The sequence below is a fragment of the Tenacibaculum ascidiaceicola genome (genome assembly GCF_047470925.1).
Lineage (GTDB): Bacteria > Bacteroidota > Bacteroidia > Flavobacteriales > Flavobacteriaceae > Polaribacter > Polaribacter discolor.
The window spans coordinates 395530-421579 of sequence record NZ_JAZKJP010000005.1 but is presented as its reverse complement, the minus strand read 5'-3'; the positions used below and the strand labels follow the sequence as shown (position 1 = coordinate 421579).

Below are 26050 nucleotides of genomic sequence, written 5' to 3'. Positions count from 1 at the left end.
TATTAATCCCCAAAATTTAAAAATCAAGAATTATGGCACAATCAAAATCAACGAAGAAAATGTTCAATATGGCTTACGGTTTAGGAGCCGCAGTAGTTATCATTGGAGCATTATTTAAAATTTTACACTGGCCTTTTGGAAATGAAGTATTAATGGTAGGTATGATTGTTGAAGCAGCAGTTTTCGCGTTGTCAGCGTTTGAAGCAGTTGAAGACGATTTAGATTGGACAAAAGTATACCCAGAGTTAGCAGATGGTCAATCATTAGGAAGTAAAAAAGGAAAAGAAGCATCTCCAGAAGAAGCGCAAAGCATGTTGTCTCAAAAGTTAGATAATATCTTAAGCGAAGCTAAATTAGATGCTCAATTAGTTTCTCGTTTAGGAGATAGCATTAAAAACTTCCAAGGAGCAGTAGAGCCATTAGCTTCAGCTTCTCAGTCAATTTCAGCAACTAATAGCTACAATGAGCAAATGTCTAGAGCTGCAGCTCAAATGGAGTCTTTAAACAGTTTATATCAAACACAAGTAGAAAATGCTAGTAAGCAAGCTGATTTAAATTCTGCTATGGTTGAAAACTCTCAACGTTTACAAGAGCAAATGCAGTCGTTAGCAACAAACTTATCTTCATTAAATGGAGTTTATGGTGGAATGTTAACAGCAATGTCTAATAAATAATTAATTAGTTTATCTAATTTATTAACTAAAGAAACTAATTAATATGGCAGGAGGACAACTATCACCAAGGCAGAAGATGATTAACCTTATGTACTTAGTGTTTATTGCAATGTTAGCAATGAACATGAGTAAAGAGGTATTATCAGCCTTTGGATTAATGAATGAAAAGTTAACAGTAGCAAACGAAAAGGCAACTGAGAAAAATAAAACAGCTTACGAAACGTTAGCTCAAAAAGCAGCAGAACAAGCTAAACAGTATGGTGAAGCTAAAGAGAAAACTGATAAGTTAAAAGTAGCTGCAGATGAATTATATGCTTATGTAGGAGATTTAAAGAGCCAAATGACTGGTGATTTAGAAGACAAACAAGCATATGAAACAATGGATAAGTCTAAGTTTTTAGATGAGTTAATCTTTAAAGGAGGTAAAATATCAAAAAAAGGACAAGAATTTGTTGCTAAGATAGATGCTTTCAGAAATGATGCAGTAACTGCTTTAGAAGGTACAGAAGTAGCAGGTGTTATAGCTGCTCGTTTTAATACTGACAAAGTAGAAAATAAAGACGGTAAGAAAATCGACTGGTTAAAATATCATTTTGAAGGATTTCCTTTGATTGCATCTTTAACTAAGTTAACTCAAATCCAAGCAGATATTAAAGCGACTGAATCAGATGCTTTAACAGCTTTATTACAAGGAGAGTTACAAAGTGCGGTATCTATGACCAAGTATGAAGCAATGGTTGTTTTTGATAAGAGTGCTTATTATCCAGGAGAAAACTTATCAGGTAGAATTGTATTAGGAAAAAAAGACCCTAACTTAACTGCAGAGAAAGTTATTATTAACGATAAAGAAGTTGAGCAAGAAAAAATTCAAGCAGGACAAGTTATTTTAGACGGTCCAGCTGGAAATGTTGGAGATAAGGAGTTAAAAGGTGAGTTCCAATTCAAAGAAGGAGATTCTATTGTAAAGATAGATATCAAAGGAGCTTATGCCGTAATCCCTAGACCAAATGAAGCTTTAGTAGCTGCGGATAAAATGAATGTAGTATATCGTGGTTTATCTAACCCAATGACAATTTCTATTCCTGGTGTTCCTGGAAACAAAATATCTGCAAAAGCACCTGGTTTAAGAAGAGTTAAAGGAGATAAATATGTAATGAACCCAGGGAAAGGTAGTGAAGTAAACATTGTAGTTACTGGAACCCCAACAGGAGCATCAAAAGGTGTACGTTCTGTTAAGAAATTTAGAATTAAAGATATACCACCAGCTGTAGGTATGGTAAGAGGTCAATATGGTACTGTAAAAATGCCTAAAGCAAGTGTTGGTAGAGTAAGTGTAGCTGCAGGTTTACCTGATTTCTTATTCGATTTAAAACTTAATGTTTCTAGTTTTAAAATAAAGGTGCCTGGACAAGTAGCTATTCCAATTACAGGAAGATCTATGACAAACAGAGCTAAAGCAGCGATTAATAAGGCAAGAAGAAATGATGTAATTACTATTTTTGATATTAAAGCATCAGTATCAGGTTCTAACTATAGAATTAAAAAGGTATTGCCTGTTAGTATTGAAATTACAAATTAATAAGTAAAAACAAGAAAGTATGAATTGGAAGCGTTTTTATATGGTTTTATTCGCATTTGCGGCAACAAGCTATGCAAATGCACAAGCTAACCTTTTAAATGCTAAAAAGGTAGATGAAATTGGAGTTAAATCTGAAGCTCAAATCGCTTCAGAAGATGACAAACCACTTCCTTATGGCTATATTAGTGATAGAGATGTGTTGTGGTCTAAAGTGGTGTGGGAGTATGTGGATTTAAACCAAAAGATAAATCTTCCTTATTACTACCCAATTGATACTATGAATGCTGGGTTAACAAGACGCTCTTTATTTCATACCCTTTTAAAAGGTATTAAAAATGGTGAAATAAAAGAGGTTTATAATGACTCTTACTTTACTACTAAAATAGGATTGGAAGAGGTTAAAATGATGACGTACAATGAACGTCAGAATGGAGATTATATAGACGAATACTATGTGAAAGCTGAAGATATCAAAGGTTATATGTTAAAAGGTATTTGGTACTTTGATAAACGTCAAGGAGAATTAAAGTATCGTTTATTAGCATTAGCACCTATGGGACCAGATGTACAGGTAATGGGAGTAGAAGAAATTGATGATAGTGAAAGTGTCTATGAGCTATTTTGGGTGTTTTTCCCAGCTGCAAGACAAACGTTGCACGAATCAAAAGTATTCAACCCAGAAAATTCAGCACAACCGCTTTCTTATGATAACTTGTTAAATGCAAGACGCTTTAATTCAACTATTTTAAAAGAAGAGAACATTTATGGAGATAGATCTATAAAAGATTATGTTCGTGGAAACTCTTTATTCCAATTATTAGAAGCAAACAGAATTAAAGAAGGTATCCGTAATAGAGAAATGGATATGTGGAATTATTAAAAATATTTATTTCATTATCTAATAAAAAAAGAGAGCTTGCAATACAAGCTCTCTTTTTTCTTAATTATAAATTACGTGATATTAAGAAAAAATAAATATAATTGTTGTGTTTTTAAAGGAAAGAGAATATATTAGCTTATAATTTAAAAATTTATATATTATGATAGGAAAAATTCTAGAATTAGAAGGAGTATCTAAGTTATCTAAATCAAACTTAAATGCTATTAAAGGAAAAGGGTGTTCATGTACAGACCCAGAAGGAGGAGCAGATTATCATCCACCATTACATCACCCTTCACACAAGAGTGTAAAAGCGTGTTGGGATTATTGTGATGAATGGAGAGCTAGTTAACCCAATAGTAAAAAATAAATGAAGAGCTTGCATTGCAAGCTCTTTTTTGTTGTAATAATAGTACTTTTGAACTATGAATAAAGAGGTAGATTATATCATTGTAGGTTTAGGCTTATCAGGAATAGCTTTTGTAGAACAATTAATTAAAAATAATAAAAGCTTTATAGTTTTTGAAAACGACTCACAAGTTTCTTCTGTAGTTGCTGGTGGAGTATATAATCCTGTAATTTTAAAAAGGTTTACACCGGTTTGGAATGGGCATGAACAACTACAAAAAGCAGTCCCTTTTTATAAAGAATTAGAAGATAAGTTACAAGTTACCTTAGACTATAAGTTTACCACAAAAAAAGTATTTACCAGTGTAGGAGATGAAAATAATTGGTTTATAGCATCGGATAAACTAATGTTGTCTTACTACATGAATCCAAAAATTTCAAAAGAAAAGATAAATGGAATTATAGGAGATTATGGTTTTGGAGAACTTAAGGGTACAGGAAGGGTTGACACGCCTTTGTTAGTGAGATCCTATAAAGAATATATCAAGTCGTTAAAAAGTCTCGTAGAACAAGCTTTTGACTATTCAAAACTAAATATTCAGGAAGATAAAGTTAGTTATGATAATATCACAGCAAAAAGAGTTGTGTTTAGTGAAGGATTTGGGTTAAAGAAAAATCCATTTTTTAATTATTTACCTTTGAATGGAACTAAAGGAGAAACGATAACAATTCATGCTCCTGAACTGCAAATAGATTTTTTATTAAAAGGAAGTGTTTTTGTAATGCCATTAGGTAATGATACTTACAAAGTAGGAGCCACTTTTAATTGGACAGACAAAACATCAGTTCCAACAGAAGAAGGTAGAAAGGAACTTGAAGAAAAACTACAAAAAATAATATCAGTTCCGCATACCGTTATAGAACAATCAGCAGGAATTCGACCTACAGTAAAAGATAGAAGACCCTTAGTAGGAAAACATCCAGAATACCCAAAATTAGCCGTTTTAAACGGTTTAGGGACAAGAGGTGTGATGATTGCACCAACTGTTGCTGAAAACTTGTTTAATCATCTTGAAAACAACGAAGAGCTAGACAAAGAAATAAATATAAAAAGGTTCGCTGAATAGCGAACCTTTTTATATTGTTATACTTTTAAGGAACCAGAAGCTAAAAGCTTATTCCTAAAATAGTTTATTTTTCTGACTGTAATTCTTTAGCGTCTTTTTTGTAACTCACAAAAATATTAATCCAAATAATTCTAGAAAGTCTTAGAGTAATAGGAGTTAAAATTAAAGATATAACTATAATAGCTATAAAACTATGTAAAATAGATAAGCCAATAAAAACTTTAGCAATAATAAAAATAGCAACAAAAAGAGCCACAGCAAGAGCATAATTTACATACATGGCACCAAAGAAAAAAGAAGGTTCCATCATGTATTTTAAGTTGCATTTTGGGCAGTTTTCGTGCAAAGTAGTGACTTTTTTAGGATTGAAGTTAAGTTTGTATTTAAAAAACTCACCTTCATGACAACGAGGGCATTTACTATTTAAAATACTATATAATTTACTCCCTTTTCCAAACATTTCTTCTGGGTATTAAGTTCAATTAACTATTTGCTTTTTGTAAGTTTGCACAAATTTCAACAAAAATAAAACTCTTGTTTGTAACTCTAGTTACAAAATCAAAGTAATTTTCTAAAAATATGTTAAACGTACACGACGTATCAGTTTCATTTATGGGAACAGACTTGTTCTCAGGAATCACCTTTAAATTAATTAAAGGAGACAGAATAGGATTAATAGGTAAAAATGGAGCTGGAAAATCTACTTTATTAAAAGTGCTTTCTAAAGATATAGAGAGTAGTGGAGGAACCTTAGCGTTTGATAAAGATGTTCGTATTGGTTTTTTACGTCAGGATATTGATTTTGTACACGGAAGAACTATTTTAGAAGAAGCCTATCAAGCATTTACTGAAATTAAAGAAATTGAGTTAGAGTTAGATGAGATAAATAGGCAATTAGCTGAAAGAACTGATTATGAAAGTGAAGCATATAATCAGCTAATTATAGATTTAAACGAAAAAACTGAACGTTACGAATTATTAGGAGGATACAACTATCAAGGAGAAACCGAAAAGATTTTACAAGGATTAGGATTTCAACGAGAAGATTTTAATAAGTTGACTGATACTTTCTCTGGAGGTTGGCGTATGCGTATTGAGTTAGCAAAACTACTTTTACAAAACAACGATATTTTATTACTCGATGAGCCTACTAACCACTTAGATATTGAATCTATTATTTGGTTAGAGAACTTCTTAAAAAATTATGCAGGAGCTATCGTATTGGTATCGCATGATAAAATGTTTTTAGATAACGTAACTAATCGTACGATAGAAATTTCGTTAGGACAGATTTACGATTATAAAAAGCCGTATTCTGAGTTTTTAAAACTGCGAGCTGAAATTAAAGAAAAGCAGTTGCAGACACAGAAAAATCAACAAAAAGAAATAGAACATACTGAAAAGTTAATTGAGAAATTCCGTGCAAAGGCAAGTAAAGCTTCCATGGCACAATCCCTCATTAAAAAGCTAGAGAAAGTTGAACGTATTGAAGTAGATCAGGACGATAACGCGGTAATGAATGTTCGTTTTGCTATTTCGAAAGAGCCAGGTAAAATTATTGTAGAAGCTGAAAACCTATCTAAGAGTTACGGCGAAAAAGAAGTGTTGAAGGATGTTAATTTATTGATTGAGCGTAATAGTAGAATTGCTTTTGTAGGTCAAAACGGACAAGGGAAATCTACCTTAGCTAAAATGATGGTAGGAGAAATTCCGTTTGAAGGAAACTTAAAGCTAGGACATAATGTAGAAATAGGATATTTTGCTCAGAATCAATCTGAAGAATTACCACCTGAAAAGACTGTATTGGAAATCATGGAGGATGCTGCTACCGATAGCAATAGAATGCGTGTGCGAGATATGTTAGGTTCGTTTTTGTTTGGTGGAGAAGCAGTAGATAAAAAAGCGAAAGTACTTTCAGGAGGTGAACGAAATCGTTTGGCATTGTGTAAGTTATTACTATCACCATTCAATGTGTTGATAATGGATGAGCCTACCAACCACTTAGATATTGCCTCAAAAAATGTATTGAAAAAAGCACTACAAAATTTTGAGGGAACCTTAATCGTTGTATCTCACGACCGTGATTTCTTACAAGGATTAACCACTACGGTTTACGGATTTAAAGACCGAGAAATAAAAGAATATTTAGGTGATATTGATTATTTCTTAGAGCAACACAAAATGGAAAGCCTGCGTGATGCTGAAAAAAGAACCGTGGTAAAAGAAGAAAAAGATACTTCTAAAAAAGAAGCTTATCAACTATCTAAAGAACAAGAAAAGGAACTTAAAAAGTTAAAAAATAGGCTGAATAAAATTGAAACTCAAATCGCAGATTTAGAAGCTGAAATTGAAAAAATAGATTTAGAGTTAGCTCAAAACTATGATGAAGTGTCTTCACGTCCTAATTTCTTTGAAAACTACAAAGCTAAAAAAGCAAAAGTAGACGAACTGATGGAAGAATGGGAGCAAATAGAGGAGCAGGTTGCTGGGTTTTAGAAGGTGATTTACTTATATACTTAATTTGAATATATTCTAAGTAAGAAAACCAAAGCAATGTTTTTTTGGATTGTTATAAGTAGTTATTTTATTTTCTGTTCCAGTAAGTATTTGATTTCTTTAGATAATCGACAAAGATAATCTCTAGCTATTTCCTCAGTCCCATATAAATTATGGAAATCAGATAGTTTCCGTTTAGGTGTAGTTAATTCATCTTCTATATCTTTAATAAATATTTCAAGATACCTTTTGTCGTGTTGAGCAAAAGCCAAAGCAATTCGATTAACTTTTTCTTGAGATACTTTTTCTTTTTCAAAAATTATATGATATAGAGGGTGGGAGAAAGAAGAGTCTAGTCTACTTTCAATTAAAGATTTACCTTTCAATTTTCCATATCCTTGACCACATTTTTTACACTCGCTCGAAAGAATATTATTTGAGTTTAATAAAAATATTAGGGGAGTTCCACATCTCCAACAAAAATCTTCCATAGTTTTAGATATTATCAATAAAGTTTTTTTAGTGTTTTAAGCACCTAATTTAGCAAATGCTATTATTCAATTGTAATTTCGTTGCTTTCTATTAATAATGGAGTTAACTGATCTTTTAATACACTTTGTTGTGCATAGTTTTTATCCATCCAATTCAGTTATAGATTCCGCTATTTTTTCTACTTGTCCGATTTCATGGTTCCAAAAGTGAATTTCGTCAGTCAAAATTCCGTTTCCACTATGAGTCAAGATTATTAGATTTCCAAATCCGTCGAACCCGATAACAATTCCATTTTTAGGAAATCCATTCCATTCACGAGCGTTTTTTGTTTCGAGTGCAATGTGATTACAAGTCCGACTTATTCTTTTTCGGTCAGATTTGTCAAAAAAAGGATATAGTTCAAATTCAAATTCGTCTGTAACTAATTCGCCTCCATTTAATTTAATCATTCGGTTTTTAAATTCAGACGGGAATTTTACGTTTAATTCTGATTCAGTCTCTCTAATATATTTTTCGTCTAAGTCAAATGGCATTTTAAATTATTTTTTTTATTTTGAGAATTACTGAATTACACACAACATGTCATAAAAGAACTAAAAGTATTGTTATCCCGATTTTCACAGATGATAAAAATAAGATTTCAGCAATTTTATTCATTTCAATTTTCGAGTTTCAATATAGTAAAATAATGTCATTTCGAATAAGCGATTTTATGAGCTACTGAGAAATCTTAAGGTTGTGAGTTACTTTTATTAATGAGATTTCTCCTTGCAGTCGAAATGACAGTAAGTGTTTTCCCTCTGGTCGCAATGACGAGAGATAAAAAATGTCAAAAAAGTGTAAAAGAAATGTCAACTCTTGTTTAAAGCAATTGAAAAGTAGGATATTTGTAGATAGTATGAGTAAGAACTTTAATTTAATAATATCCAAAATAGGATTATCCCTATTTACTGTAATAATCTTGTTTACTTCGTGTACAACCAATGAAAATCTTTCAGAACGCGTAAAAGTTTCACTTCGAAATGTAGGACACCAGTTATTGCTAAGTAACGCAGATACTACCTCATTAGTTTTACCTGTACAACAGTTGAGTGAATCAACCTTTAAGCTAAGTTTTCAAAATAACTTGAAGATTGAACCAGATGGTTTGGTAACTTTAGTGAATAGGAGTTTTAAAAAGTCAAGTTTTCCAACAAATTACATTCTAGAGGTTAAAAATTGTGATGATGAAGAGGTAGTGTATAGCTACGAAATGCAGAAAAAAGAAGAAAAAGCAATAATCCCTTGTAAAGGAAGGGTGTTGCCTACTAACTGTTATTTTATAGAAGTTCAATTTCTTAAAATAAGCACGTCAAATAATAATCAGTTTATTTTTTATGGATTACTGGTTTTAATAGCTGTACTTGTAGGTTTTGTGTTTCAAAAAAAGAGGAAAAATAAAACAGCAAAAACTAATAATTTGACGAACGTAGTAAGCTTAGGGATTTTTGAGTTTTACCCAGAGCAAAACAAATTAGTAAAACAAGCTGTAGAAATTAGTTTATCTAAAAAAGAATGTGAGTTGTTAGAAATTCTTATCAGTAAACCTAACGAAATTATAAAACGTGAAGAGTTAACCAAAAGAGTTTGGGAAGATAACGGGGTAGTAGTCGGAAGAAGTTTAGATACGTATATCTCTAAACTTCGTAAAAAGCTAAAAGACGATACTTCTATAAAAATAACCAACATTCATGGAGTAGGATATAAACTTGAAATAGATTAAAGCTTATTTTTGCGTTGATAACTTTTTAAAATGCTGTTTCAACTAGAAATTCCCATACCAGAGAATGAACAAATTCATTTACCTATTTTAAAAACAAAAGGAGTTGAGCTTTTTGTAAAGCGGGAAGATACTATTCATCCGTTTGTTTCGGGAAATAAATTTAGGAAACTCAAATACAATATTGAAGAGGCAAAACGACAAGAAAAAGAGGTTTTATTAACCTTTGGAGGTGCTTATTCTAATCATATTGCAGCTACTGCATCCGCAGGGAAAATAGCAGGGTTTAAAACTATTGGAATTATTAGAGGAGATGAACTAGGTAAAGACTTAGTTAAGACCCTTTCTCAAAATGAAACTTTGAGAAAGGCATATGAGAATGGTATGCAGTTTAAGTTTGTTACAAGAGAAACCTACCGAAACAAAACTTCCGAAGAATTCATCAATGAGTTAAAAAATGAGTTTGGTAATTTTTATTTGGTTCCAGAAGGAGGAACGAATGCATTAGCGGTACAAGGCTGTGAAGAGATTTTAACAAATGAAGATGAAAAATTCGATTATATTTGTTGTGCAGTAGGTACTGGCGGAACAATTTCAGGATTGATAAATTCAGCTAAAAAACATCAAAAAATAATAGGGTTTCCTGCATTAAAAGGTGATTTTTTAGTAGATGAAATCAAACCTTTTATAAACAAGAATGAGTATTGGAGCTTACAAAATGAGTATCATTTTGGAGGCTACGGAAAATATACTCCGGAATTGATTCGTTTTATAAACGAATTTAAAGAGCAGACGAATATCCCGTCAGATCCAATTTACACAGGAAAAATGTTATTCGGAATATTGGATTTGGTAGCAAAAGACACATTTCCGAAAAATAGTAAAATACTTGCAATTCATACAGGAGGTTTACAAGGAATTGCAGGAGTAAATCAAAAATTAAAGAATAAAAATCAAGAGTTAATAAAGGTTTAATGAGGATAAAGGTAGTTTTTTTAGCAGTGTATGCTGTAATATTGACAAGTTGTGGATCAGGTAAAAATGTAGTAAAAAGTACACCAAATGAGGTGGTTTTAGAACCTAGAGAAGAAAAAATGCCTGAGTTACCACAGTTAGAGCAAATACAAAAACCAATATCAACTACTACAAATCATACCGAAGCATATATTCAAAAATTTGCGCCAATTGCGGTTAAGAAAATGCACGAACATGGTATTCCTGCTAGTATCACCTTAGCACAAGGGGTATTAGAATCAGGAAGTGGTAGAAGTGCATTAGCTCTTAGATCAAACAATCATTTTGGAATCAAATGTCATAGAGGTTGGCAAGGGCATAGTGTAACTCATGATGATGATGAAAAAGGAGAGTGTTTTAGAAAATATAAATATCCAGAAACATCGTATGAAGATCACTCTCAGTTTTTATTAACTCGTAAAAGGTATGCAAGCTTATTCAGGTTGAGACATACCGATTACAAAGGTTGGGCTTATGGGTTAAAAAGAGCAGGATATGCAACGGACAGAAAATATCCTCAAAAATTAATATCTATTATTAGAAAGTACAATCTAGATAAATACGATAGAGTAAGACGAGATGGTTCTCTAGCAGCGAAAACACCAACTTATAAAACAAGTTCTCATAAAGTTCAAAAAGGAGATACGTTGTATTCTATATCGAGACGATATAATATTTCGGTACAACGATTAAAAGAAGTAAATGGACTAAGTGACAATAACATTAGTATTGGTCAAGATTTGCTAGTAAAATAAACGAAATGTCATTTCGAACTGTAATGTAACGGAAGTGAGAAATCTGAAGGGCTTTGATTCTGTTTATTAAAAATATTTACTGTTTCTTTGAATGAGATTCCTCTCGTTGGTAGGAATGACGACGTAAAAAAGCGGAGTAAAACTCCGCTTCAACTTAACCAAACCCCAATCAAAACTACCAAGAGTAATTTTTCTTTTTTGCTTGTTTTTTGATAGCCTTAATCATAACACTTTCTAATTCATTTTTTTTAGAACTTTCGCGTTGTTTTTTTGCTACATAAGACTTTCTTTTTTTATTTAACTCTTGAATTTTTTGCTGAATTTCAGCACGTTCTTTACGTTTCTTTTCAACATACACTTTAATTTCCTTGGCAGATTTGTTTTGTAACTGTTTAGGAAGTTGTTTCTTTTTTAAAGAGCTATAATCAATTTCTTTTTCCTCTGAAGCATCCACCAAATCCCATTCTGCATTCTTATATAGTTTAGAACTTTTAGTTACAGCACGTTTAACTACCACAGCTTCATCTAAACTTTCAGCATTCATATCTTGTTTAGCTTGATTACTATATTTAGAATATCCATAAGAACCATAGTGAATGTAAGTGTCATTTAAACGTTTGTTTAAAATAATAATATCGTTATCATATGGAGTTACAATATGTACAATGTGTTTGTTTTGATTAATAGTCATATAATCACCACCGCCATAAATAGCTCCGTCTTGCCATCTTCCAGTAATACCTTGGTTATAATCACCACAAAAAATAGTATTTATGGTAACATCTTTTTCTTTAGCATTTGTAATAGCATCTCTGTAATTAATTTTTCCTTGAGTAAATGGTTCATTTCCTGCAATAAAAATCATTTTTAAATCACGTTTATTAGCTCCCCAATCTAATTCGTCTAGTGACGTTTGTATTACTTGACCACAATATTCGCTACCACCATTAGTACTCAAAGAAAAAAGATGCTCAGAAATCTCATCTAAATCACTAGTAAACTGTAAAACTTGTCGGATATAACCTTCTCTAGAAGATAAATTTGAGTTTCCATATTCGTACAAAGCTATTTCTAAGTTAGGTGTGGTACCGTTACATTTAGCATACGATAGTTCGTTTACAATTTCCCATAATTGTGCTTTTGCCTGATTGATAAGTCCATCCATACTATTACTTGTATCTAGTAATAATGCAACTTTAACGGTTTGTTTTTTTACTTTTCTTGTACGTTGATTTTCATTAGCAAACGTAGTTGTTGTTAGTAGTACTAAGCAAAAGAAAAATACTTTGAATGCGTGCGTTTTCATAATTTTTGTTTTAAGTTATTAATTGGGTAAAAAGTTTGATTGGTGTTAATTTCTATTCAAAATTACCCCCAACTTTTTTCTTAAAAAATCAAGAATGAGTGAACAAGCTATTTTGTTTAGGGAAATGATAAGTTAAATGAGTAAGCCTCATTTTTTAACTACTTTTTATAGTGTTTTAGAGAGTTAACCGTTTTTTTGTATGGTATTTTGTGAGTATGTTTACAGTAAGAAATAAAGAATGAAGAAACTTTTTTACATACTATTACTCCCTATACTTTTACTGAGGTTTTCAGAAGTATACTCTCAAGTAGGCAAAGAACTATCGAAAGAATTTTCAGTAAAAGTTCAAGTGGTGAGTAAGGAAACAAATCGTCCCATTAAAGATGCGAGAGTAGAAGTAAACGGACGAACTTTCCGGTTTTCTGAAATAACGGGAAACTATACTGTAAAAGCAACAGCAGGAAGCCAATTGGAAGTGTCACATCCTAATTTTAATCGTGTTTTTTATACTATTAAAGATGATGAAGATATAAAGGTGGAAGTTGAAGGATTTACATCTAAAAGAAAATCAAAACTAAGTTCTTACAGTAAAAGAAAGCAAGTAAGCTTATACTCACAATATTTAGACTCAGTTGAGTTTTATAAAAAGAAAAATATTGATAAAAGTTTGTCTTTTGTTGAAAAAACGTTGTTGACTAACCCTAATAAAAACCAAAGAGCAAATGTATTCAAAGAATTAGCAGATGTGTACTTTTATTGGAAACAGTACGATTTAGCGGTTGAAAATTATCAAATTTCTTTACAAGAAGTGAATTCGCCCAGAATTCGTCTGAAATTGGCTAAAGCAGCATTTTTATCTGAAGATTATAGTAGTAGTGAACAAAACTATTTGCAAAGTTTACAAAGCGGAGTATTAAATAATTACTTGCGTTTAACTGCATATCAGGGGTTAGGAGACGTGTATTTAGTCCAAAAAAACTATAACAAGGCTAAAACAAACTATGAAAAAGCATTAGAAATTGCGAAAAAGAACTTAATCACTCCTAAAATAACAGATTTAAATTCTAAACTAGCAGAAGTTTTTGCCGCTCAAGGAAACACACAAAAAGCTGATGGATATTTTAAGAATTCTTTAAAATTAGCATCTGAAGAGAACAAGAAACGTTCGTTAAAGGAACAGCAAAAAGTTGCTGATTTTTATAATAAATCTCAACGATACGACGAAGAAATTCAGTTGAGAAAAGAGAGCTTAAAAGAAGCAGATGATATAGTTGTAGAGGCAGAGAGTAACGAATCGTTAGTTGATTCAATTACCTCACAAAAAATCAACTATAAAATAGGTAATGCATATATGCAAAAATCTGAATATGAAGAAGCAATTCCATATTTAAAAAAGAGTATTGCAGATGCTGATAAAAACAAAGATTTAATCATTCAAAAAGATGCTACCAAGCGCTTATCAGAAGTATACGCAACAGTAGGAGATTATACAGAAGCTCTAAAAACCTATCAAAATTATGTAACGTTGGTAGATACGTTGTATTCACGAAAAGAACAGGAAATTCAGCAAGTAAAACGTTTTAGTAAGCGGATTTCAGACAATCAAAACAGGATAGCGAGTTTAGAAAAAGACAAAAAATTAGCAGATAGTAAAATCAGTTTAGCATATAAAGATCAGCAATTAGTTCAGGAAAGTAATAAACGCCAAAAATGGATTATTTATTCATTAATCGGAGGTTTTTTATTGATGATTCTGTTAGTGTATTTTATGTTTAGAACCAACAAGCAACAAAAATTAGCAAACAATTTATTGGCATTAAAGTCGATGCGCTCACAAATGAATCCGCATTTTATTTTCAATGCATTGAATTCAGTGAATAGTTTTATTGCAGTAAATGATGAACGAAGTGCAAATCGATATTTATCAGAGTTTTCAGTATTGATGCGTTCGGTATTAGAAAATTCAGATGAAGATTTTATACCGTTGACTAAAGAAATTGAGTTGTTAGAATTGTATGTTAAATTAGAACATAATCGTTTTAAAGATAAGTTCGACTATAACATCCATATTGAAGAAAGTATACCGCTAGAGCAATACTCTATTCCACCAATGTTACTACAACCGTATATAGAAAATGCTATTTGGCACGGGCTTCGATATAAAAAAGAAAAAGGAAAACTTCAAATTTCGATGCTTCCTAAAAATAATGAATCTATCACAATTTTGATTGAAGACGATGGAATTGGAAGAACGAAATCAATAGAAATGAAGACGAAAAATCAACTCAAACAGAAATCAAAAGGAATGAGTACTATTAAAAATAGAATTGCTATTCTGAATGATATGTACCAAGATAAAATATCTGTGATGGTTTCTAATGTTTTTGAGGACGGAAGTGGGACTAAGGTTGAATTGACACTAAAAAAAGACGAAAATTAGCAATGAAAATAAAAGCAATTATAGTTGAAGACGAGCAAATAAGTAGAGATATTCTACGAAACTATATTACTAAATACTGTCCTAATGTTGAATTGTTAGGAGAAGCAAGCAATATTGGAGAAGCACAAAAATTAATTGAAAAACACGAATTAGACTTGGTGTTTTTAGATGTAGAAATGCCTTTTGGTAATGCTTTTGATTTATTAGAAAAAGTAGAAAATAAAACTTTTGAAGTAGTTTTTGTAACTGCTTACGATCATTACGCCATTGAAGCATTAAACAATCAAGCAACTTATTATTTGTTAAAGCCAATTTCTATAGATGAGTTAATTAAGGCAGTAAGTATTGTAACGGAAATTAAAGAAAAAGAAAATGAGTTAGAAACCGCTGTGTTAACCCCAAAAATGACCCATCAAGTAAATGGAAAAATAACTATTCCGCAACAAGATGGATTTGAAGTAGTAGCTATTGAAGAAATTTTATTTTGTAAAGCCGATGATAACTATACTGAAATATATTTTGAGAACTCTAAAAAGTTAGTGAGTAAAACACTAAAATATTTTGAAGAAGCCTTAAAAGATAACTCTTTTGTGAGGGTGCACAAATCATTTTTAGTGAATATAAACGAAATTTCAAAATATAAAAAAGGAAAAGGAGGAAGCGTAATACTATCAAACGGAAAAGAGATTATGGTTTCAGCATCCAAGAAAGCAAACTTATTATCATATTTTAAATAAAAATTTATGCCAATTATAAAACCAGTAAGAGGAAAACATCCACAAATACCAAAAGATTGTTATGTTGCTGAAAATGCAACTATTGTTGGTGATGTACAAATGGGAAAAGAATGCAGTGTGTGGTTTAATGCAGTAATTCGTGGAGATGTACATTATATAAAAATGGGAGATAAAGTAAATGTACAAGACGGAGCAGTAATACATGCAACCTATCAAAAATCACCAACTACTATCGGAAATAATGTTTCCATTGGTCACAATGCTTTAGTACATGGATGTACTATTCACGACAATGTGTTGGTAGGTATGGGTAGTATTATTATGGATGATTGTATAGTAGAATCTAATTCTATAATTGCAGCAGGAGCAGTTGTAACTAAAAATACGCATATTGAAAGTGGGAGCATTTATGCAGGAGTACCAGCAAAAAAAGTAAAAGATATTTCTAAAGAACTTATTTCAGGAGAAATTAACAGGATTGCTAATAATTATGTTAAATATTCAGGTTGGTTTAAAGAGTAATTGAAAAGTAAAAAGCCCGGTTCTGTTTCCAAAACCGAGCTTTTTTTTTCAATCAAAAACTAATTTATTAAGAGGTTTAGCTTATTTTTCCTCTTGATTTTTTTTATGGTGTTCTCCTTTTTTAAACTTTTTATGAGTACCTTTCTTTTTATGTCTTTTCATTTTTCTTGCAGTCATTTTCTCATAACGTTCATATTGTTGCTCGTTTAAAATACGTTTCATTTCAGTTTTATGAGCAATTTGCTTATCTAACATTTTACTTTTCATAGCATAACGTTCATCAGCTGTAGCCTTTTTACCGCTTTGTTTCATGGCTTTTCTTTTAGCCCACATTTTTTGTTTTTCAGCAACTTGTTTTGCTATTAAAGGCTTAATTTGCTTTTGTTGAGCTTCAGTTAAATCAAGCTGTAACGTCATCTTTTTTACAGCTAGTTCTGTTTTTTGCTCAGTACTTAACTCCTCATGTTTTGTCTTATCGCTCTTTTGTGCTTGAGTAGTAACAGTAAAACCAACTGCTAAAATCAAGATTGTTAGTAATTTCTTCATGTTATTAAATTTTAAGGGTCTTTAATTATTTACGCTTCTAAGACCATTCCAGATTAAAAAAGTTTAAATTTGAAATCGTTTTTAACACTTTTTTAATTTTTTATGAAGTCAGCTTTTAGAATTGTTTTAAGGTTTTTACTAGTATTTGTTGGGTTGTTTGCGATGTTTTTTTTCTGGGCATCGTCCCCAACAATGGATGAAGCAGAATATGCCAAAGTTATTACACACGACTACACTAATACGACTGATAATGATTCAATCTATAGCATAGTAACTTATAATATTGGTTATTTAAGCGGAATGACAAATAACAGAGCAATAGCAAAACCTAAAGAATTATTTGATTCAAACTTAAAAAAGGTGCTTGCAGAAGTAAAAAAAGTAAATCCGGACATTATTGCTCTTCAAGAAGTCGATTATAATGCAGCCAGATCTTATGAAGTAAACCAAGAAGAAAAATTAGCAGAATTAGGGTATAATTATGTGGCAAGAGGTATAAATTGGGATGAACATTATGTGCCGTTTCCATATTGGCCACCAAGCATGCATTTTGGTAAAATAGTTTCAGGTCAATCAATTTTGAGTAAATACGAGCTAAAAGATTATAAACGCATAGTTTTAGAGCGAGTAGCTGACAACCCATTTTATAGAGATGCGTTGTATTTAGATAGATTGGTACAAGTGGTAAAAGTTATTTTAGGAGGAAAAGAAGTAGTTGTTATAAATCTACACTTAGAAGCTTTTGACAAAACAACACGAGTACGTCAATTTGAATATGTATTGAATCTTTTTAATAAGTATAAAAAAGAATATCCAACCATTTTATTAGGAGACTTTAATTCAAAAGCAAGAGATAAAGAGGCTATTGTTAGAAAAATGTTTGCAATGGATGGAGTAGGAAATGCAGCCTTTTTTGTTGAAAACCCTGAAAATACATTTGACACAAAAAATCCAGTAGAACGTATTGATTATATTTTTTATACGGAAGACTCTATAGAATACATAGATGGAACTGTATTAAAAGAGTTTGAGCAAGCATCAGATCATTTGCCAGTAGAAATGAAATTTAAGTTAAAATAGGTAAAAAAGCTCGGTAATTTACCGAGCTTTTTTATCGTTTTATTTTCTTTCTCAAATAGTAATATGTAGCTATAACACTATGTAAAGGTTTGAGCAACGATTTATAGAGTTTTAAATTTCATGTATTTATTAAATTTAAAGCTTTTTCCTTTTCTTTGTTTTAACTTCTTTTTTTACATAACCATCACCTAGAGTAACTTCTTTTAATTTTACTAAGCCTGCTTCTTCAGCCTTATCTATAACAATAGACAAATTCTGACTTTCTAAAATAGCTTTGATATCATGAAATTCATCACACCAAACTTCCTCTTGGTTTTTATCGAGGTTTGGGCTGCGTTCGTGACTTCTGTTTTTATCGGCAATAACTCGTGCTTGGATACGGCTTAGATTTTTTGGGCTCATAAACTCTACGCCATATAATGAACTTTTTGCTTTCTTTACTACTAAACTTCCGTTTTCAACCCATGCAGTTTCCATTGCGTCATTAACTTCATAACCTGCATCCTGCAATGCTTTTTTGATAGCCTTTCGTCGGGTTTCAATAATGATTTTCTCCGAAATTTCAGCGTACAAATACTTGGCTTTTTCTAAGATGTCTTTTATGTCATCCAGATTATCTGAATCAAGTAATGTCACCCATTTATCAATAAAACTCAGATTCAGTTCTAAAGATTCTAATTGGTCAATGGCTGTTTTGAGTTCTTCTTTAGCTTCCCGTAAGGCCAATTGATTTTTACTGAATTCGGCTACTTGGATAGTTAATGAATCCAATAATAAATCATAATTAGGAGCTTCTTCGTCCAATTCTGTACAACAATCCATAAACTCCTGTATTTTGTTCTGAGAAATTTCAGAAATATACATTTCCTTCAATGCGTTTTCCAACTTTTTTAGTCTGGAAACCACTTTAGGACGATTGGAACGCCACTTTTGTACAGACAGCAAGCTGTCACCAGAAGATAACCGTTCTTGAATTGCCTTCTGTTCATCCGTCAATGTTTGAGAATCAAAAGAGGCTTCTTTTAAAAGGTCGTACAAATAATTTACTTTTTTACGGTATTCTTCTATTTCATTTATATTTGAAGGAGTGTCAAAGTCTTGAAAATCAATATTTTTGTTTTTTAGTAAGAAGCGTAATTCGTTATGTGTACTCTTTAGGTTTTTAAATGATTCCCATTTAGATGTTCTAAATTTGACTACTTTTTTTACCAAATTCTTCTTTTCCTTATCTAGAAACTCAATTTGCCCAGAAACTTCTCGCTCTATTTTTCTATAATCATCTTCTGAAATATTTTGGTAATATTCCAATGTTTCATCCAAAGCAGCTTGAAGTTCTTCTGTAAACATATTGTGTTTGATGGCATAAGCCTTCACTTGTTCTATTTTGTTTTTTAATCGAGTTAACCACCTTTGCTTTATCAATTTTCGCTCTGCTGGGGTAACGATTCGTATAACTTTTGGTCCGCTCATGGTGTTATGTTTAAAGCATTTTCTATGGCGTGTTTCAGCCTTAATTTTTCATTCTCTGTATCTTGTAACCACTTATAAGAGGTAGTTCTATGTATATGAGGAATCGATTTCTTCAAAATCAATGTACGCCATATTTCACGGTGTCTTGCATTTTTAAGTAATGAATTATGAGGTACATCGCATTCAACCCCAATTACAAACCTTCCTGTTTTTTTGTCTTCAATGGCTAAATCCAAATAAAAAACATTGTTATCATTATTTTCTACGGTTTCATAGCCCAAACTGTGAATGTAATTTTTAACAGTATTTTTAAAACCATCATTTTTTAATGCTTTGCTTTCTTTGATTTTCCTTAATGAAAGTCTTTTTAATGATTGATTAGCAATTTCTATCTGATTATCAAAATGTGTTTCAGTATATTTCAAATAGCCCTGAATATAATCTCTTGGTTTTGATGGAGACCGTCCTGTGGAAAGCATGTCAGAAATATCTTTGATGGGCATTGAAGTGGCAATAACAATTTTATGTCTTGCCCTTGTAATAGCTACATTGAGTCTCCTTTCTCCTCCACGATGACCGAGGGCTCCAAAATTGCGGCGGAAAACCCCTTGTTTATTAAAACCAAATGTAGTGCTAAACAAAATCATATCACGTTCATCTCCTTGAACATTTTCTACGTTCTTAACAAAAAAACCCATGGCTTCACCTTCTTGTTGTTTGTTACGTTCACGATTTAAAGCTTCCATAAAGACTTCATCTGAAAGTGCTTTTTCTTCAATTTTATCTTCTATAAGATCTGCCTGCTTTTTATTGAAGGTTACAATACCTGTGCTTAAAATTTCATTTTCGGGCAACTGCCAGTGGTTAGATAAGTATTCAATTAGTACTTCAGCTTCAGTTTCGTTGGTTTGTTCATTATAAATACCATTTACTCGAATGACTTCTAATGGTTTTGTTTTTTCAATTACGTTTTTAGGATGATAAGCAGGAATGTGTAATTGACCAGAATAAAAGGCATGATTGGAAAAGTTGATAAGCGCTTTATATTGAGAACGATAATGAATTTGAAGTGTTGTGGTGGGAAGAACTGTTTTGGCTAATGTCAATAAATCTGGACAATCTTTGACTTCTTTTTTATTCCAAGCCTCTTCGTATAGTGTTAATTCTTCTTCTGAATTATCCTCGCTGAGTTCAATATTTAAGTCTTCACCTTCGTCACCATCTATTTTATATCCAAAGAAATTTGCTGGAGGCATTTGCTTTTCATCACCACTTACAATTACACGTTTTGCACGATAAAGTGATGGGATAGAATGATCGATTAACATTTGAGAGGCTTCATCAAAAATTACTACATCAAACAATCCTGCTTGTAATGGTAAGGCTTGCGAAACTACTTCTGGGCTCATCAACCAAATTGGACGAATATCCATTAAACCTAAATCGTCACCCAAATGAATAAATTCTCGAAGTTTTTTATAGTTCTGTCCTCGTAGTCGTGTAATGCTATGCCATCGTGATTTTGACCCAACCTTTTCAAAATCATAGTTTAGGTTAAGTAGTTCTTTGTTTAATGCTTTTATTTCAGCTAAATCATTTTCCAGTAATTGTACATTTTGATCAATTTCACTATCAGCCATTAGTAAGGCTGGTGTTTGTTTTTCAATACGTTGTTTCCAACCCAACAAACCTTCTCGTCGTATTGTTTTTTGGATGATTTTAGACCAACGCTCGGAAGTATATTGAGTAATTTGATCTTCGTAATCCCTAAAAATAGCTAAAAGCTGTAAAGTGTTATTTTGTTGAGGTTTATCTCCTAATCTTATCCTAAACTTTTGATATGGAATAAAATGGTTTATGTCCTGTGACATCTTCTGAACGACCGACAAATTTGTATCGTTATTTTTTATGTTTGAATGGAAAAATTTAAAACTTGAATCTTCTAACCATTGTTTTAAGTCAGTCAGTTTTTTGTATGATTCTTGTCTTTTTTCAAAACGTTTACTGGCATTGTTCAAATCTCTTATAAAGTTCTGAAACTCGACTTTTTTACCAGATTTCAAAACTTTTTTAGCTTCGTCTTTTAGAGGGCATTGTTTTAGTGCTTTTACTAAAAAAATCGTTTCCAATAGTTCATTGATTTTACTACTAATTTTCACAGCAAGAAACTTGGGTTCGGTAATGGGTTCTGCCGTGTTGTTTAACTTTCTCAATACATTATTAAAGTGATTTCGATATGTCCTAAAAGTAGTTTCGTATTCCGAATTTGTTTTTAGCAGGTTTATGTTTTCTTTATCAGTATGGAGTTGAAGTTCTTTGAAAATCTTTTTCAATCGAAACCGATGTTCCCATGTTAAAGGATTAAGAAACTTAAAAATTGATTTATTTAGATGACTATTACAAGCTTGAATTATTTTTTCAAGGGTTTCATCTTCAGCTTGTATTAACCAATTCGAAAAATAGACTTTTTTATAGTTGAAAATTAATGTTTTGAGATTTTCCAATAATTGTTTCAGATCATCAAGAATATCATCGCTAATGGATTTTTCATTAAATTCATCCCAAATCAAATCAAACCAAATTTTAGCATTTTTAGCTTCTGTATCAGTAATGTTTAGGAGTTTTTGTTCGTTTTTATATAGCCATGTTTTATAGAATTGAGCTTGTTCATTATCATAGACTCCCGTGGTTTGTTTTATACAGTTTACTCTTTTTGTTTCAATTTCATTAAATTGTTCTATATCTTGTTTAATTACTTTTTTTGTTGCTTCATCATATTGTGTTATTTTTAAATTGGAAAGGGCATTATTTTCATATTTTGAAGGTAACCAATCATGTATTAACGCACTGATTTCCGTTTCAAGAATATTCAATTCATCTGCTGAAATTTTTTCTATAAAATTCCGTGCTTCAGGAATATCAATATAATCATCAGTTTGAATTTCAATGAGTTCTGACAAAATGTTTCGGTAACTTACGCCTGCTTGCTCATCAAGTACATGAATCTCTTCAGAAATTGTATTCAATCCTGATTCCAGTCTGTCTATTTGTTTGATCAGATCATTTCGCTTAAATGTGATTTTCTTGAGTATATTTTGTTGTTCAGATTCGTTTAAATCGAAAGAAACCTGTTCGCGAATACTCCGAATAATTTCTTGTCTGTCTTTGGCAATATCAGTGATAGAGAGTGCTCTTTTGTCTAAACCTACGGCTTCCAAACGCTTCATAATTACCTGAATTGCTGCTCTTTTTTGAGAGACAACTAATACTTTTTCTTTCCTTCCAATACAATCGGAAATAATGTTGACAATTGTCTGACTTTTCCCTGTACCAGGAGGACCTTCAATCACAATACCAGGTTTTAACCGACTATGTATTACTGCGCGTTCTTGTGAGGGGTCTACATTTACTACAGTAAATCGATCGTTTTCTGATTGTATAGGCTCATATTCGGGTATTTGTGGTGTGTGTATTCTTAAAATTGGTTCCATAGCCGTTCCTGAATGGGGTATTTTTTGAAGCAAACGTAAATCTTCACTAATTGATTGACCTGTAAAATTGGCATTAAAAATGACGCCAGAACCATGTAGTTCTAAACCTATATTTTCCATCATATAAGTAATTTCAGGGTGAGTAACAAGCTTTGAATCCTTGGACTCAACAAATGAACCGAAAGCATCTATAACTTCAGAAATACTTAAAGATTGTCTACTTAAAATCTCTTGATAAATTTGTTTTATTCTTTTGTATTTATCAGGCTCCAAGGAACTTGAAAGTGCTGGATTCAGCCGAATCTCTTCACGAACCTTGTCAAAACCAATTTCTAATGTAGGGTTTGAACGATATTTAAATTCTAGTGTAATTGGCCATAGGATAATAGGTAAGATTCGGGGACGATTGTTTTTTTTGAACTGATTAATTAAAAATGGAAATCCTAAATACAAAGAATCCAAACCTGTATCGCGCTTAAAGTTTGCTGTTCGTAAAGCTAACCTTCTTGTTCGGTAACTAAGTAACGGGTCTTGACTGAAACTTAGTGGGTCTATTTTTTCCGTACTTGACGAGCGATTAATAATACTATTGATTAGTTTTTCAGAAGGTTTTAAAGGTGTACCTAATACTTTTAAATCTAAACGTGGGGAGTGTTTAGAAATAATCAACCTTACCAAAGGTCCTCTGGAGGCAGTATGAATAATCTTTCTTTCAAAAAAATTCAATAAGCTAGAAGCATATTCATGTTTTGGTGGTATAACCCATTTATCTTTGGAAATCGATAAACACAAAATCGATTGCAATATTGGTAGTCGCCTTTCTATTCTGAAACGATCTGCCCAACGATTTAAGTGGTCGTTATTACTCTGCGAAAAGCCTTCTAAATGTTTATGTAGTGATTCGTAAATCTCTAATCTGGGTTTTATCAGAACCTCTCGAAAGAAGTTTTCATTAGGTTCAATTTTTATTTCTCTTGCCAAATTAATAGCATCTTTCACCAATTGATCTAAGGGGGTAAATTGATCCTGTTGGGCACTTAAAACAAGTATTAAATCTTCTTCACTAAGTCGAATGTCTCCCATTAAATCAGATAGACTGATGTTTTTGGCATCAGGATAAATTTGACGTAAGAGGTTTAATTCAGATTTTAATCGCACCCTAGAGGTACTTAGAGAATTGATCTTGAACTTATCACAATCCAATTCAATATCCAAACTCTTTGCTTTATGTAACACATTTTGCTTTCTACTCTTAAGATTGACCAACCATTTTTCGCGTGAAAGAGTATCCAAATAATCAGGAATGTTTCCTTCTATAAGTTCTGAAGCGAGTATAGGATTACTAAGTAACCAAGCAGGAATAATAATTTGTCCTCGCCAAGTAAGCGGCAAAGCTTCATTGAAGTGCATTAAAGCTAAGGAAAATCGCCATTCCAAATCAATATTCTCTTTAGAACGCAAATTTCTGATAATAGCAGCTATTTTACCTTCGCCAAGGGTTTCTTTTATCCAATTTGAAATTTCACCTGAAGTAAACAAAGCCAAACCTTCTTCCCAATTATTCTCCTCTGCTGCCGCAAGTGCAAAATAGCTTACATTGGTATAGAATGTATCTCCGAGTTGTATAGTTTTTTCGTTTTTATGATCAACCCCAATAGTAACTTCTGTAGGAGGTGCAACGTATTCTTTATTTAGCCATTTTTCCACTTGCTCCCAACGCCATCGTTTTAGAGGATCTCTACACAACAAACCTTTTAGTAATAAAAGTATACGTTCATCAATACCTTCTGGAATTTGAACACCTCTGGTTACCAAATGGATCATAAATGCTTTGTCGTTGATGCCTTGAAAGAATGTTCCTTTGGTAATTTGCTCTAAAACTATCATTCCTAAACTCCACCAATCCGAAGCAGGACTTACTCCACCAATTATAGCTTCTGGGGCTGTATACCGGGTTAACTGTAAAGGTGTATCAGTATCGAGGTCATAATCTGATAATCTTGCAGAACTGTAATCGATAATAACCAAATCAAAGGTTTCATTGTCACGGATGAGAATGTTTTTGGGACATAGATTACGATGCCTAAAGCCCGCTTCTGAGAAATCTCGAAGTGCTCGACTAATTTCATTTACCAGAGTTTCAATTCTGTTTTCTTTGATATATCCTAAATCATTGAGAGATCCTCCTTGTATATGTTCTGAAACTTCAAAAAAGCGATTGTTACAATAGCCCGTTTTAACCAATTGTGCAATATGATCTACATCTGCTCGGTGTAGTACATCATAAATTGCTTTATCAGGTTCAGAATTTTCATGATAATAAGTTAAAAAAAAGCGTTTTCCATCAGTGTCCTTAACTAAAAAACATTCTTTAGTAGCTCCTGAAATCTCGACAGATTCAATAATCGTATATGAATCTATTTGTTTAATAGTTTCTTCTTCCTGAACTGTTAACTTTTGAATATCAGCACCACATTCCATGCACATAAAATTGTCTTCTCCAACTTCATGCCCATTTTCACAAAATCGTTTGATTGATTCTTCAGCTTCATGTTGAATTTCGACTCGGCCGCCAACTGGAGTTTGGGGCACATTCATCAATAACCAACTACAAGGTGAATTACCGATTATATTTTGACAATACATTTCGGTTACTGGTCGTTCATTATTACATGCAGGGCATAGTCGTACGTATTTCATTTCTTATTTTGCTTTATTACCGATTGTGTGTTAGTTATTTCAACCTCATTTTCACGAAAACTTTCTGTTATTTTATTCATACCATTAATTGGTATACCTGCCATCCAAAGTATCTGATCATCAAACTGCATGTCCAATTTCTTATCGGGTTTTTTGTCCAAATATTTAAAAAAGCTTTGTTTTCCTAAATCAGTAAGAAAATGAATTTGTTGATTATCACTTCCTAATAAGGCTTGGGTTTGAGTTTTTGTATAGTCATAAGGTTCAGAAATCAACACATCGATCAATTCTTCTTGTATAACTTTTTTATTTTTTAACTTCTGAAAAGAATATCCGCTATATACTAGAGTGGAAAGTTTATAAGGCTTAAGAAATTTTAATAACTCTTCTAAAGCTGGCTCTTGATCAAAAGGTTCGCCACCAGAGATAGTAATTCCATCGCATTTTTGGAGCCATTTTTTTAGTAGATTTGTGACTTCTTTTATATTTATCGAATTGCTGTTGAATTGCCAGGTGTCTGCTGAAATACAGCCTTCACAATGTATGGAACAACCCTGAAACCAGATGCCAATTCTTCGTCCTGGACCAAGTGTAGTTACCGGAAAATGCAAACGAGAGATTTCTATTTCCATTC

21 protein-coding genes are annotated in these 26050 nt (G+C 32.0%); 13 read left to right on the top strand and 8 right to left on the bottom strand.

The window, feature by feature from the left end; translation table 11 throughout:
- Positions 1 to 32: 32 nt before the first annotated feature.
- From porL to VBY68_RS06365, 5 genes are all read left to right on the top strand, one after another.
- Entirely contained in the window at positions 33 to 674 is a 642-nt protein-coding gene (gene porL, locus VBY68_RS06385) for a type IX secretion system motor protein PorL/GldL (RefSeq protein ID WP_099215900.1), read from the top strand.
- Positions 675 to 717: 43 nt separating this feature from the next.
- On the top strand, positions 718 to 2253 hold the full coding sequence (gene porM / locus VBY68_RS06380) for a type IX secretion system motor protein PorM/GldM (RefSeq protein ID WP_415269258.1): 1536 nt from the start codon (positions 718 to 720) through the stop codon (positions 2251 to 2253).
- 19 nt (positions 2254 to 2272) lie between these two features.
- Positions 2273 to 3133 (top strand): type IX secretion system ring subunit PorN/GldN, encoded by an 861-nt coding sequence (porN, locus tag VBY68_RS06375; RefSeq protein ID WP_415269257.1) that lies wholly within the window; start codon positions 2273 to 2275, stop codon positions 3131 to 3133.
- Positions 3134 to 3293: 160 nt separating this feature from the next.
- Positions 3294 to 3485, top strand: a complete 192-nt coding sequence (locus VBY68_RS06370; protein ID WP_415269256.1) for a hypothetical protein — start codon at positions 3294 to 3296, stop codon at positions 3483 to 3485.
- A gap of 73 nt (positions 3486 to 3558) precedes the next feature.
- Entirely contained in the window at positions 3559 to 4608 is a 1050-nt protein-coding gene (locus VBY68_RS06365; protein WP_415269255.1) for an NAD(P)/FAD-dependent oxidoreductase, read from the top strand.
- Positions 4609 to 4672: 64 nt separating this feature from the next.
- Here VBY68_RS06365 and VBY68_RS06360 read toward each other — a convergent pair whose 3' ends face one another.
- The gene (locus VBY68_RS06360; protein ID WP_099215904.1) at positions 4673 to 5068 is read right to left on the bottom strand and encodes a DUF983 domain-containing protein; all 396 of its coding nucleotides are present in this window, start codon (positions 5066 to 5068) and stop codon (positions 4673 to 4675) included.
- A 119-nt stretch (positions 5069 to 5187) separates the two neighbouring features.
- Between VBY68_RS06360 and VBY68_RS06355 the strand changes: the two genes are divergently transcribed.
- Positions 5188 to 7104 (top strand): ABC-F family ATP-binding cassette domain-containing protein, encoded by a 1917-nt coding sequence (locus VBY68_RS06355; RefSeq protein WP_415269254.1) that lies wholly within the window; start codon positions 5188 to 5190, stop codon positions 7102 to 7104.
- An 83-nt stretch (positions 7105 to 7187) separates the two neighbouring features.
- Here VBY68_RS06355 and VBY68_RS06350 read toward each other — a convergent pair whose 3' ends face one another.
- Together VBY68_RS06350 and VBY68_RS06345 are read right to left on the bottom strand one after the other, a co-directional pair.
- Positions 7188 to 7595, bottom strand: a complete 408-nt coding sequence (locus VBY68_RS06350) for a hypothetical protein (protein ID WP_415269253.1) — start codon at positions 7593 to 7595, stop codon at positions 7188 to 7190.
- 141 nt (positions 7596 to 7736) lie between these two features.
- Positions 7737 to 8129: an SMI1/KNR4 family protein gene (locus tag VBY68_RS06345; protein WP_121146120.1), complete on the bottom strand. Its 393-nt coding sequence runs from the start codon at positions 8127 to 8129 to the stop codon at positions 7737 to 7739.
- Between the two features lie 365 nt (positions 8130 to 8494).
- On the opposite strand from VBY68_RS06345, the gene VBY68_RS06340 reads away from it, so the two are divergent.
- Genes VBY68_RS06340 through VBY68_RS06330 form a run of 3 tightly spaced genes read left to right on the top strand, consistent with a single transcriptional unit; the run spans position 8495 to position 11124 of the window.
- Positions 8495 to 9358, top strand: coding sequence for a winged helix-turn-helix domain-containing protein (locus VBY68_RS06340; RefSeq protein WP_415269252.1), 864 nt, complete (start codon positions 8495 to 8497; stop codon positions 9356 to 9358).
- Between the two features lie 30 nt (positions 9359 to 9388).
- Positions 9389 to 10330 carry a 1-aminocyclopropane-1-carboxylate deaminase/D-cysteine desulfhydrase gene (locus VBY68_RS06335; RefSeq protein WP_415269251.1) on the top strand — a complete coding sequence of 314 codons (942 nt, stop codon included), beginning with the start codon at positions 9389 to 9391 and terminating at the stop codon, positions 10328 to 10330.
- The gene (locus VBY68_RS06330; protein ID WP_415269250.1) at positions 10330 to 11124 is read left to right on the top strand and encodes a glucosaminidase domain-containing protein; all 795 of its coding nucleotides are present in this window, start codon (positions 10330 to 10332) and stop codon (positions 11122 to 11124) included. Before VBY68_RS06335 ends, VBY68_RS06330 begins: the two co-directional genes overlap by 1 nt.
- Positions 11125 to 11299: 175 nt before the next feature.
- Here VBY68_RS06330 and VBY68_RS06325 read toward each other — a convergent pair whose 3' ends face one another.
- Positions 11300 to 12430, bottom strand: a complete 1131-nt coding sequence (locus VBY68_RS06325) for a vWA domain-containing protein (protein WP_415269249.1) — start codon at positions 12428 to 12430, stop codon at positions 11300 to 11302.
- Between the two features lie 238 nt (positions 12431 to 12668).
- On the opposite strand from VBY68_RS06325, the gene VBY68_RS06320 reads away from it, so the two are divergent.
- The 3 genes from VBY68_RS06320 to VBY68_RS06310 are packed head-to-tail and all read left to right on the top strand — an operon-like array spanning position 12669 to position 16129.
- A complete protein-coding gene (locus tag VBY68_RS06320) occupies positions 12669 to 14870 on the top strand; it encodes a tetratricopeptide repeat-containing sensor histidine kinase (RefSeq protein ID WP_415269248.1) in 2202 nt (733 codons plus the stop codon).
- Between the two features lie 2 nt (positions 14871 to 14872).
- The gene (locus tag VBY68_RS06315; protein ID WP_121146114.1) at positions 14873 to 15607 is read left to right on the top strand and encodes a LytR/AlgR family response regulator transcription factor; all 735 of its coding nucleotides are present in this window, start codon (positions 14873 to 14875) and stop codon (positions 15605 to 15607) included.
- A 6-nt stretch (positions 15608 to 15613) separates the two neighbouring features.
- The gene (locus tag VBY68_RS06310; protein WP_415269247.1) at positions 15614 to 16129 is read left to right on the top strand and encodes a gamma carbonic anhydrase family protein; all 516 of its coding nucleotides are present in this window, start codon (positions 15614 to 15616) and stop codon (positions 16127 to 16129) included.
- A gap of 81 nt (positions 16130 to 16210) precedes the next feature.
- Here the strand turns inward: VBY68_RS06310 and VBY68_RS06305 are convergent, their stop codons facing one another.
- The gene (locus VBY68_RS06305; protein ID WP_415269246.1) at positions 16211 to 16675 is read right to left on the bottom strand and encodes a Spy/CpxP family protein refolding chaperone; all 465 of its coding nucleotides are present in this window, start codon (positions 16673 to 16675) and stop codon (positions 16211 to 16213) included.
- 102 nt (positions 16676 to 16777) lie between these two features.
- Between VBY68_RS06305 and VBY68_RS06300 the strand changes: the two genes are divergently transcribed.
- Positions 16778 to 17755: an endonuclease/exonuclease/phosphatase family protein gene (locus tag VBY68_RS06300; protein ID WP_415269245.1), complete on the top strand. Its 978-nt coding sequence runs from the start codon at positions 16778 to 16780 to the stop codon at positions 17753 to 17755.
- A gap of 135 nt (positions 17756 to 17890) precedes the next feature.
- On the opposite strand, the gene VBY68_RS06295 is transcribed toward VBY68_RS06300, so the two are convergent.
- From VBY68_RS06295 to VBY68_RS06285, 3 genes are read right to left on the bottom strand one after another with little or no spacing between them, the layout of a single operon-like run.
- The gene (locus VBY68_RS06295; protein ID WP_415269244.1) at positions 17891 to 19225 is read right to left on the bottom strand and encodes a hypothetical protein; all 1335 of its coding nucleotides are present in this window, start codon (positions 19223 to 19225) and stop codon (positions 17891 to 17893) included.
- Entirely contained in the window at positions 19222 to 25416 is a 6195-nt protein-coding gene (locus VBY68_RS06290) for a protein kinase domain-containing protein (protein WP_415269243.1), read from the bottom strand. The genes VBY68_RS06295 and VBY68_RS06290 overlap by 4 nt, the downstream gene beginning before the upstream one ends.
- Positions 25413 to 26048, bottom strand: a complete 636-nt coding sequence (locus VBY68_RS06285; protein ID WP_415269242.1) for a 4Fe-4S single cluster domain-containing protein — start codon at positions 26046 to 26048, stop codon at positions 25413 to 25415. The genes VBY68_RS06290 and VBY68_RS06285 overlap by 4 nt, the downstream gene beginning before the upstream one ends.
- Between the last annotated feature and the right edge of the window lie 2 nt (positions 26049 to 26050).

Coding starts and splice junctions, on each gene's coding strand:
- porL (WP_099215900.1), top strand. CDS start 33: ATGGCACAATCAAAATCAACGAAGAAAATGTTCAATATGGCTTACGGT.
- porM (WP_415269258.1), top strand. CDS start 718: ATGGCAGGAGGACAACTATCACCAAGGCAGAAGATGATTAACCTTATG.
- porN (WP_415269257.1), top strand. CDS start 2,273: ATGAATTGGAAGCGTTTTTATATGGTTTTATTCGCATTTGCGGCAACA.
- VBY68_RS06370 (WP_415269256.1), top strand. CDS start 3,294: ATGATAGGAAAAATTCTAGAATTAGAAGGAGTATCTAAGTTATCTAAA.
- VBY68_RS06365 (WP_415269255.1), top strand. CDS start 3,559: ATGAATAAAGAGGTAGATTATATCATTGTAGGTTTAGGCTTATCAGGA.
- VBY68_RS06360 (WP_099215904.1), bottom strand. CDS start 5,068: ATGTTTGGAAAAGGGAGTAAATTATATAGTATTTTAAATAGTAAATGC.
- VBY68_RS06355 (WP_415269254.1), top strand. CDS start 5,188: ATGTTAAACGTACACGACGTATCAGTTTCATTTATGGGAACAGACTTG.
- VBY68_RS06350 (WP_415269253.1), bottom strand. CDS start 7,595: ATGGAAGATTTTTGTTGGAGATGTGGAACTCCCCTAATATTTTTATTA.
- VBY68_RS06345 (WP_121146120.1), bottom strand. CDS start 8,129: ATGCCATTTGACTTAGACGAAAAATATATTAGAGAGACTGAATCAGAA.
- VBY68_RS06340 (WP_415269252.1), top strand. CDS start 8,495: ATGAGTAAGAACTTTAATTTAATAATATCCAAAATAGGATTATCCCTA.
- VBY68_RS06335 (WP_415269251.1), top strand. CDS start 9,389: ATGCTGTTTCAACTAGAAATTCCCATACCAGAGAATGAACAAATTCAT.
- VBY68_RS06330 (WP_415269250.1), top strand. CDS start 10,330: ATGAGGATAAAGGTAGTTTTTTTAGCAGTGTATGCTGTAATATTGACA.
- VBY68_RS06325 (WP_415269249.1), bottom strand. CDS start 12,430: ATGAAAACGCACGCATTCAAAGTATTTTTCTTTTGCTTAGTACTACTA.
- VBY68_RS06320 (WP_415269248.1), top strand. CDS start 12,669: ATGAAGAAACTTTTTTACATACTATTACTCCCTATACTTTTACTGAGG.
- VBY68_RS06315 (WP_121146114.1), top strand. CDS start 14,873: ATGAAAATAAAAGCAATTATAGTTGAAGACGAGCAAATAAGTAGAGAT.
- VBY68_RS06310 (WP_415269247.1), top strand. CDS start 15,614: ATGCCAATTATAAAACCAGTAAGAGGAAAACATCCACAAATACCAAAA.
- VBY68_RS06305 (WP_415269246.1), bottom strand. CDS start 16,675: ATGAAGAAATTACTAACAATCTTGATTTTAGCAGTTGGTTTTACTGTT.
- VBY68_RS06300 (WP_415269245.1), top strand. CDS start 16,778: ATGAAGTCAGCTTTTAGAATTGTTTTAAGGTTTTTACTAGTATTTGTT.
- VBY68_RS06295 (WP_415269244.1), bottom strand. CDS start 19,225: ATGAGCGGACCAAAAGTTATACGAATCGTTACCCCAGCAGAGCGAAAA.
- VBY68_RS06290 (WP_415269243.1), bottom strand. CDS start 25,416: ATGAAATACGTACGACTATGCCCTGCATGTAATAATGAACGACCAGTA.
- VBY68_RS06285 (WP_415269242.1), bottom strand. CDS start 26,048: ATGGAAATAGAAATCTCTCGTTTGCATTTTCCGGTAACTACACTTGGT.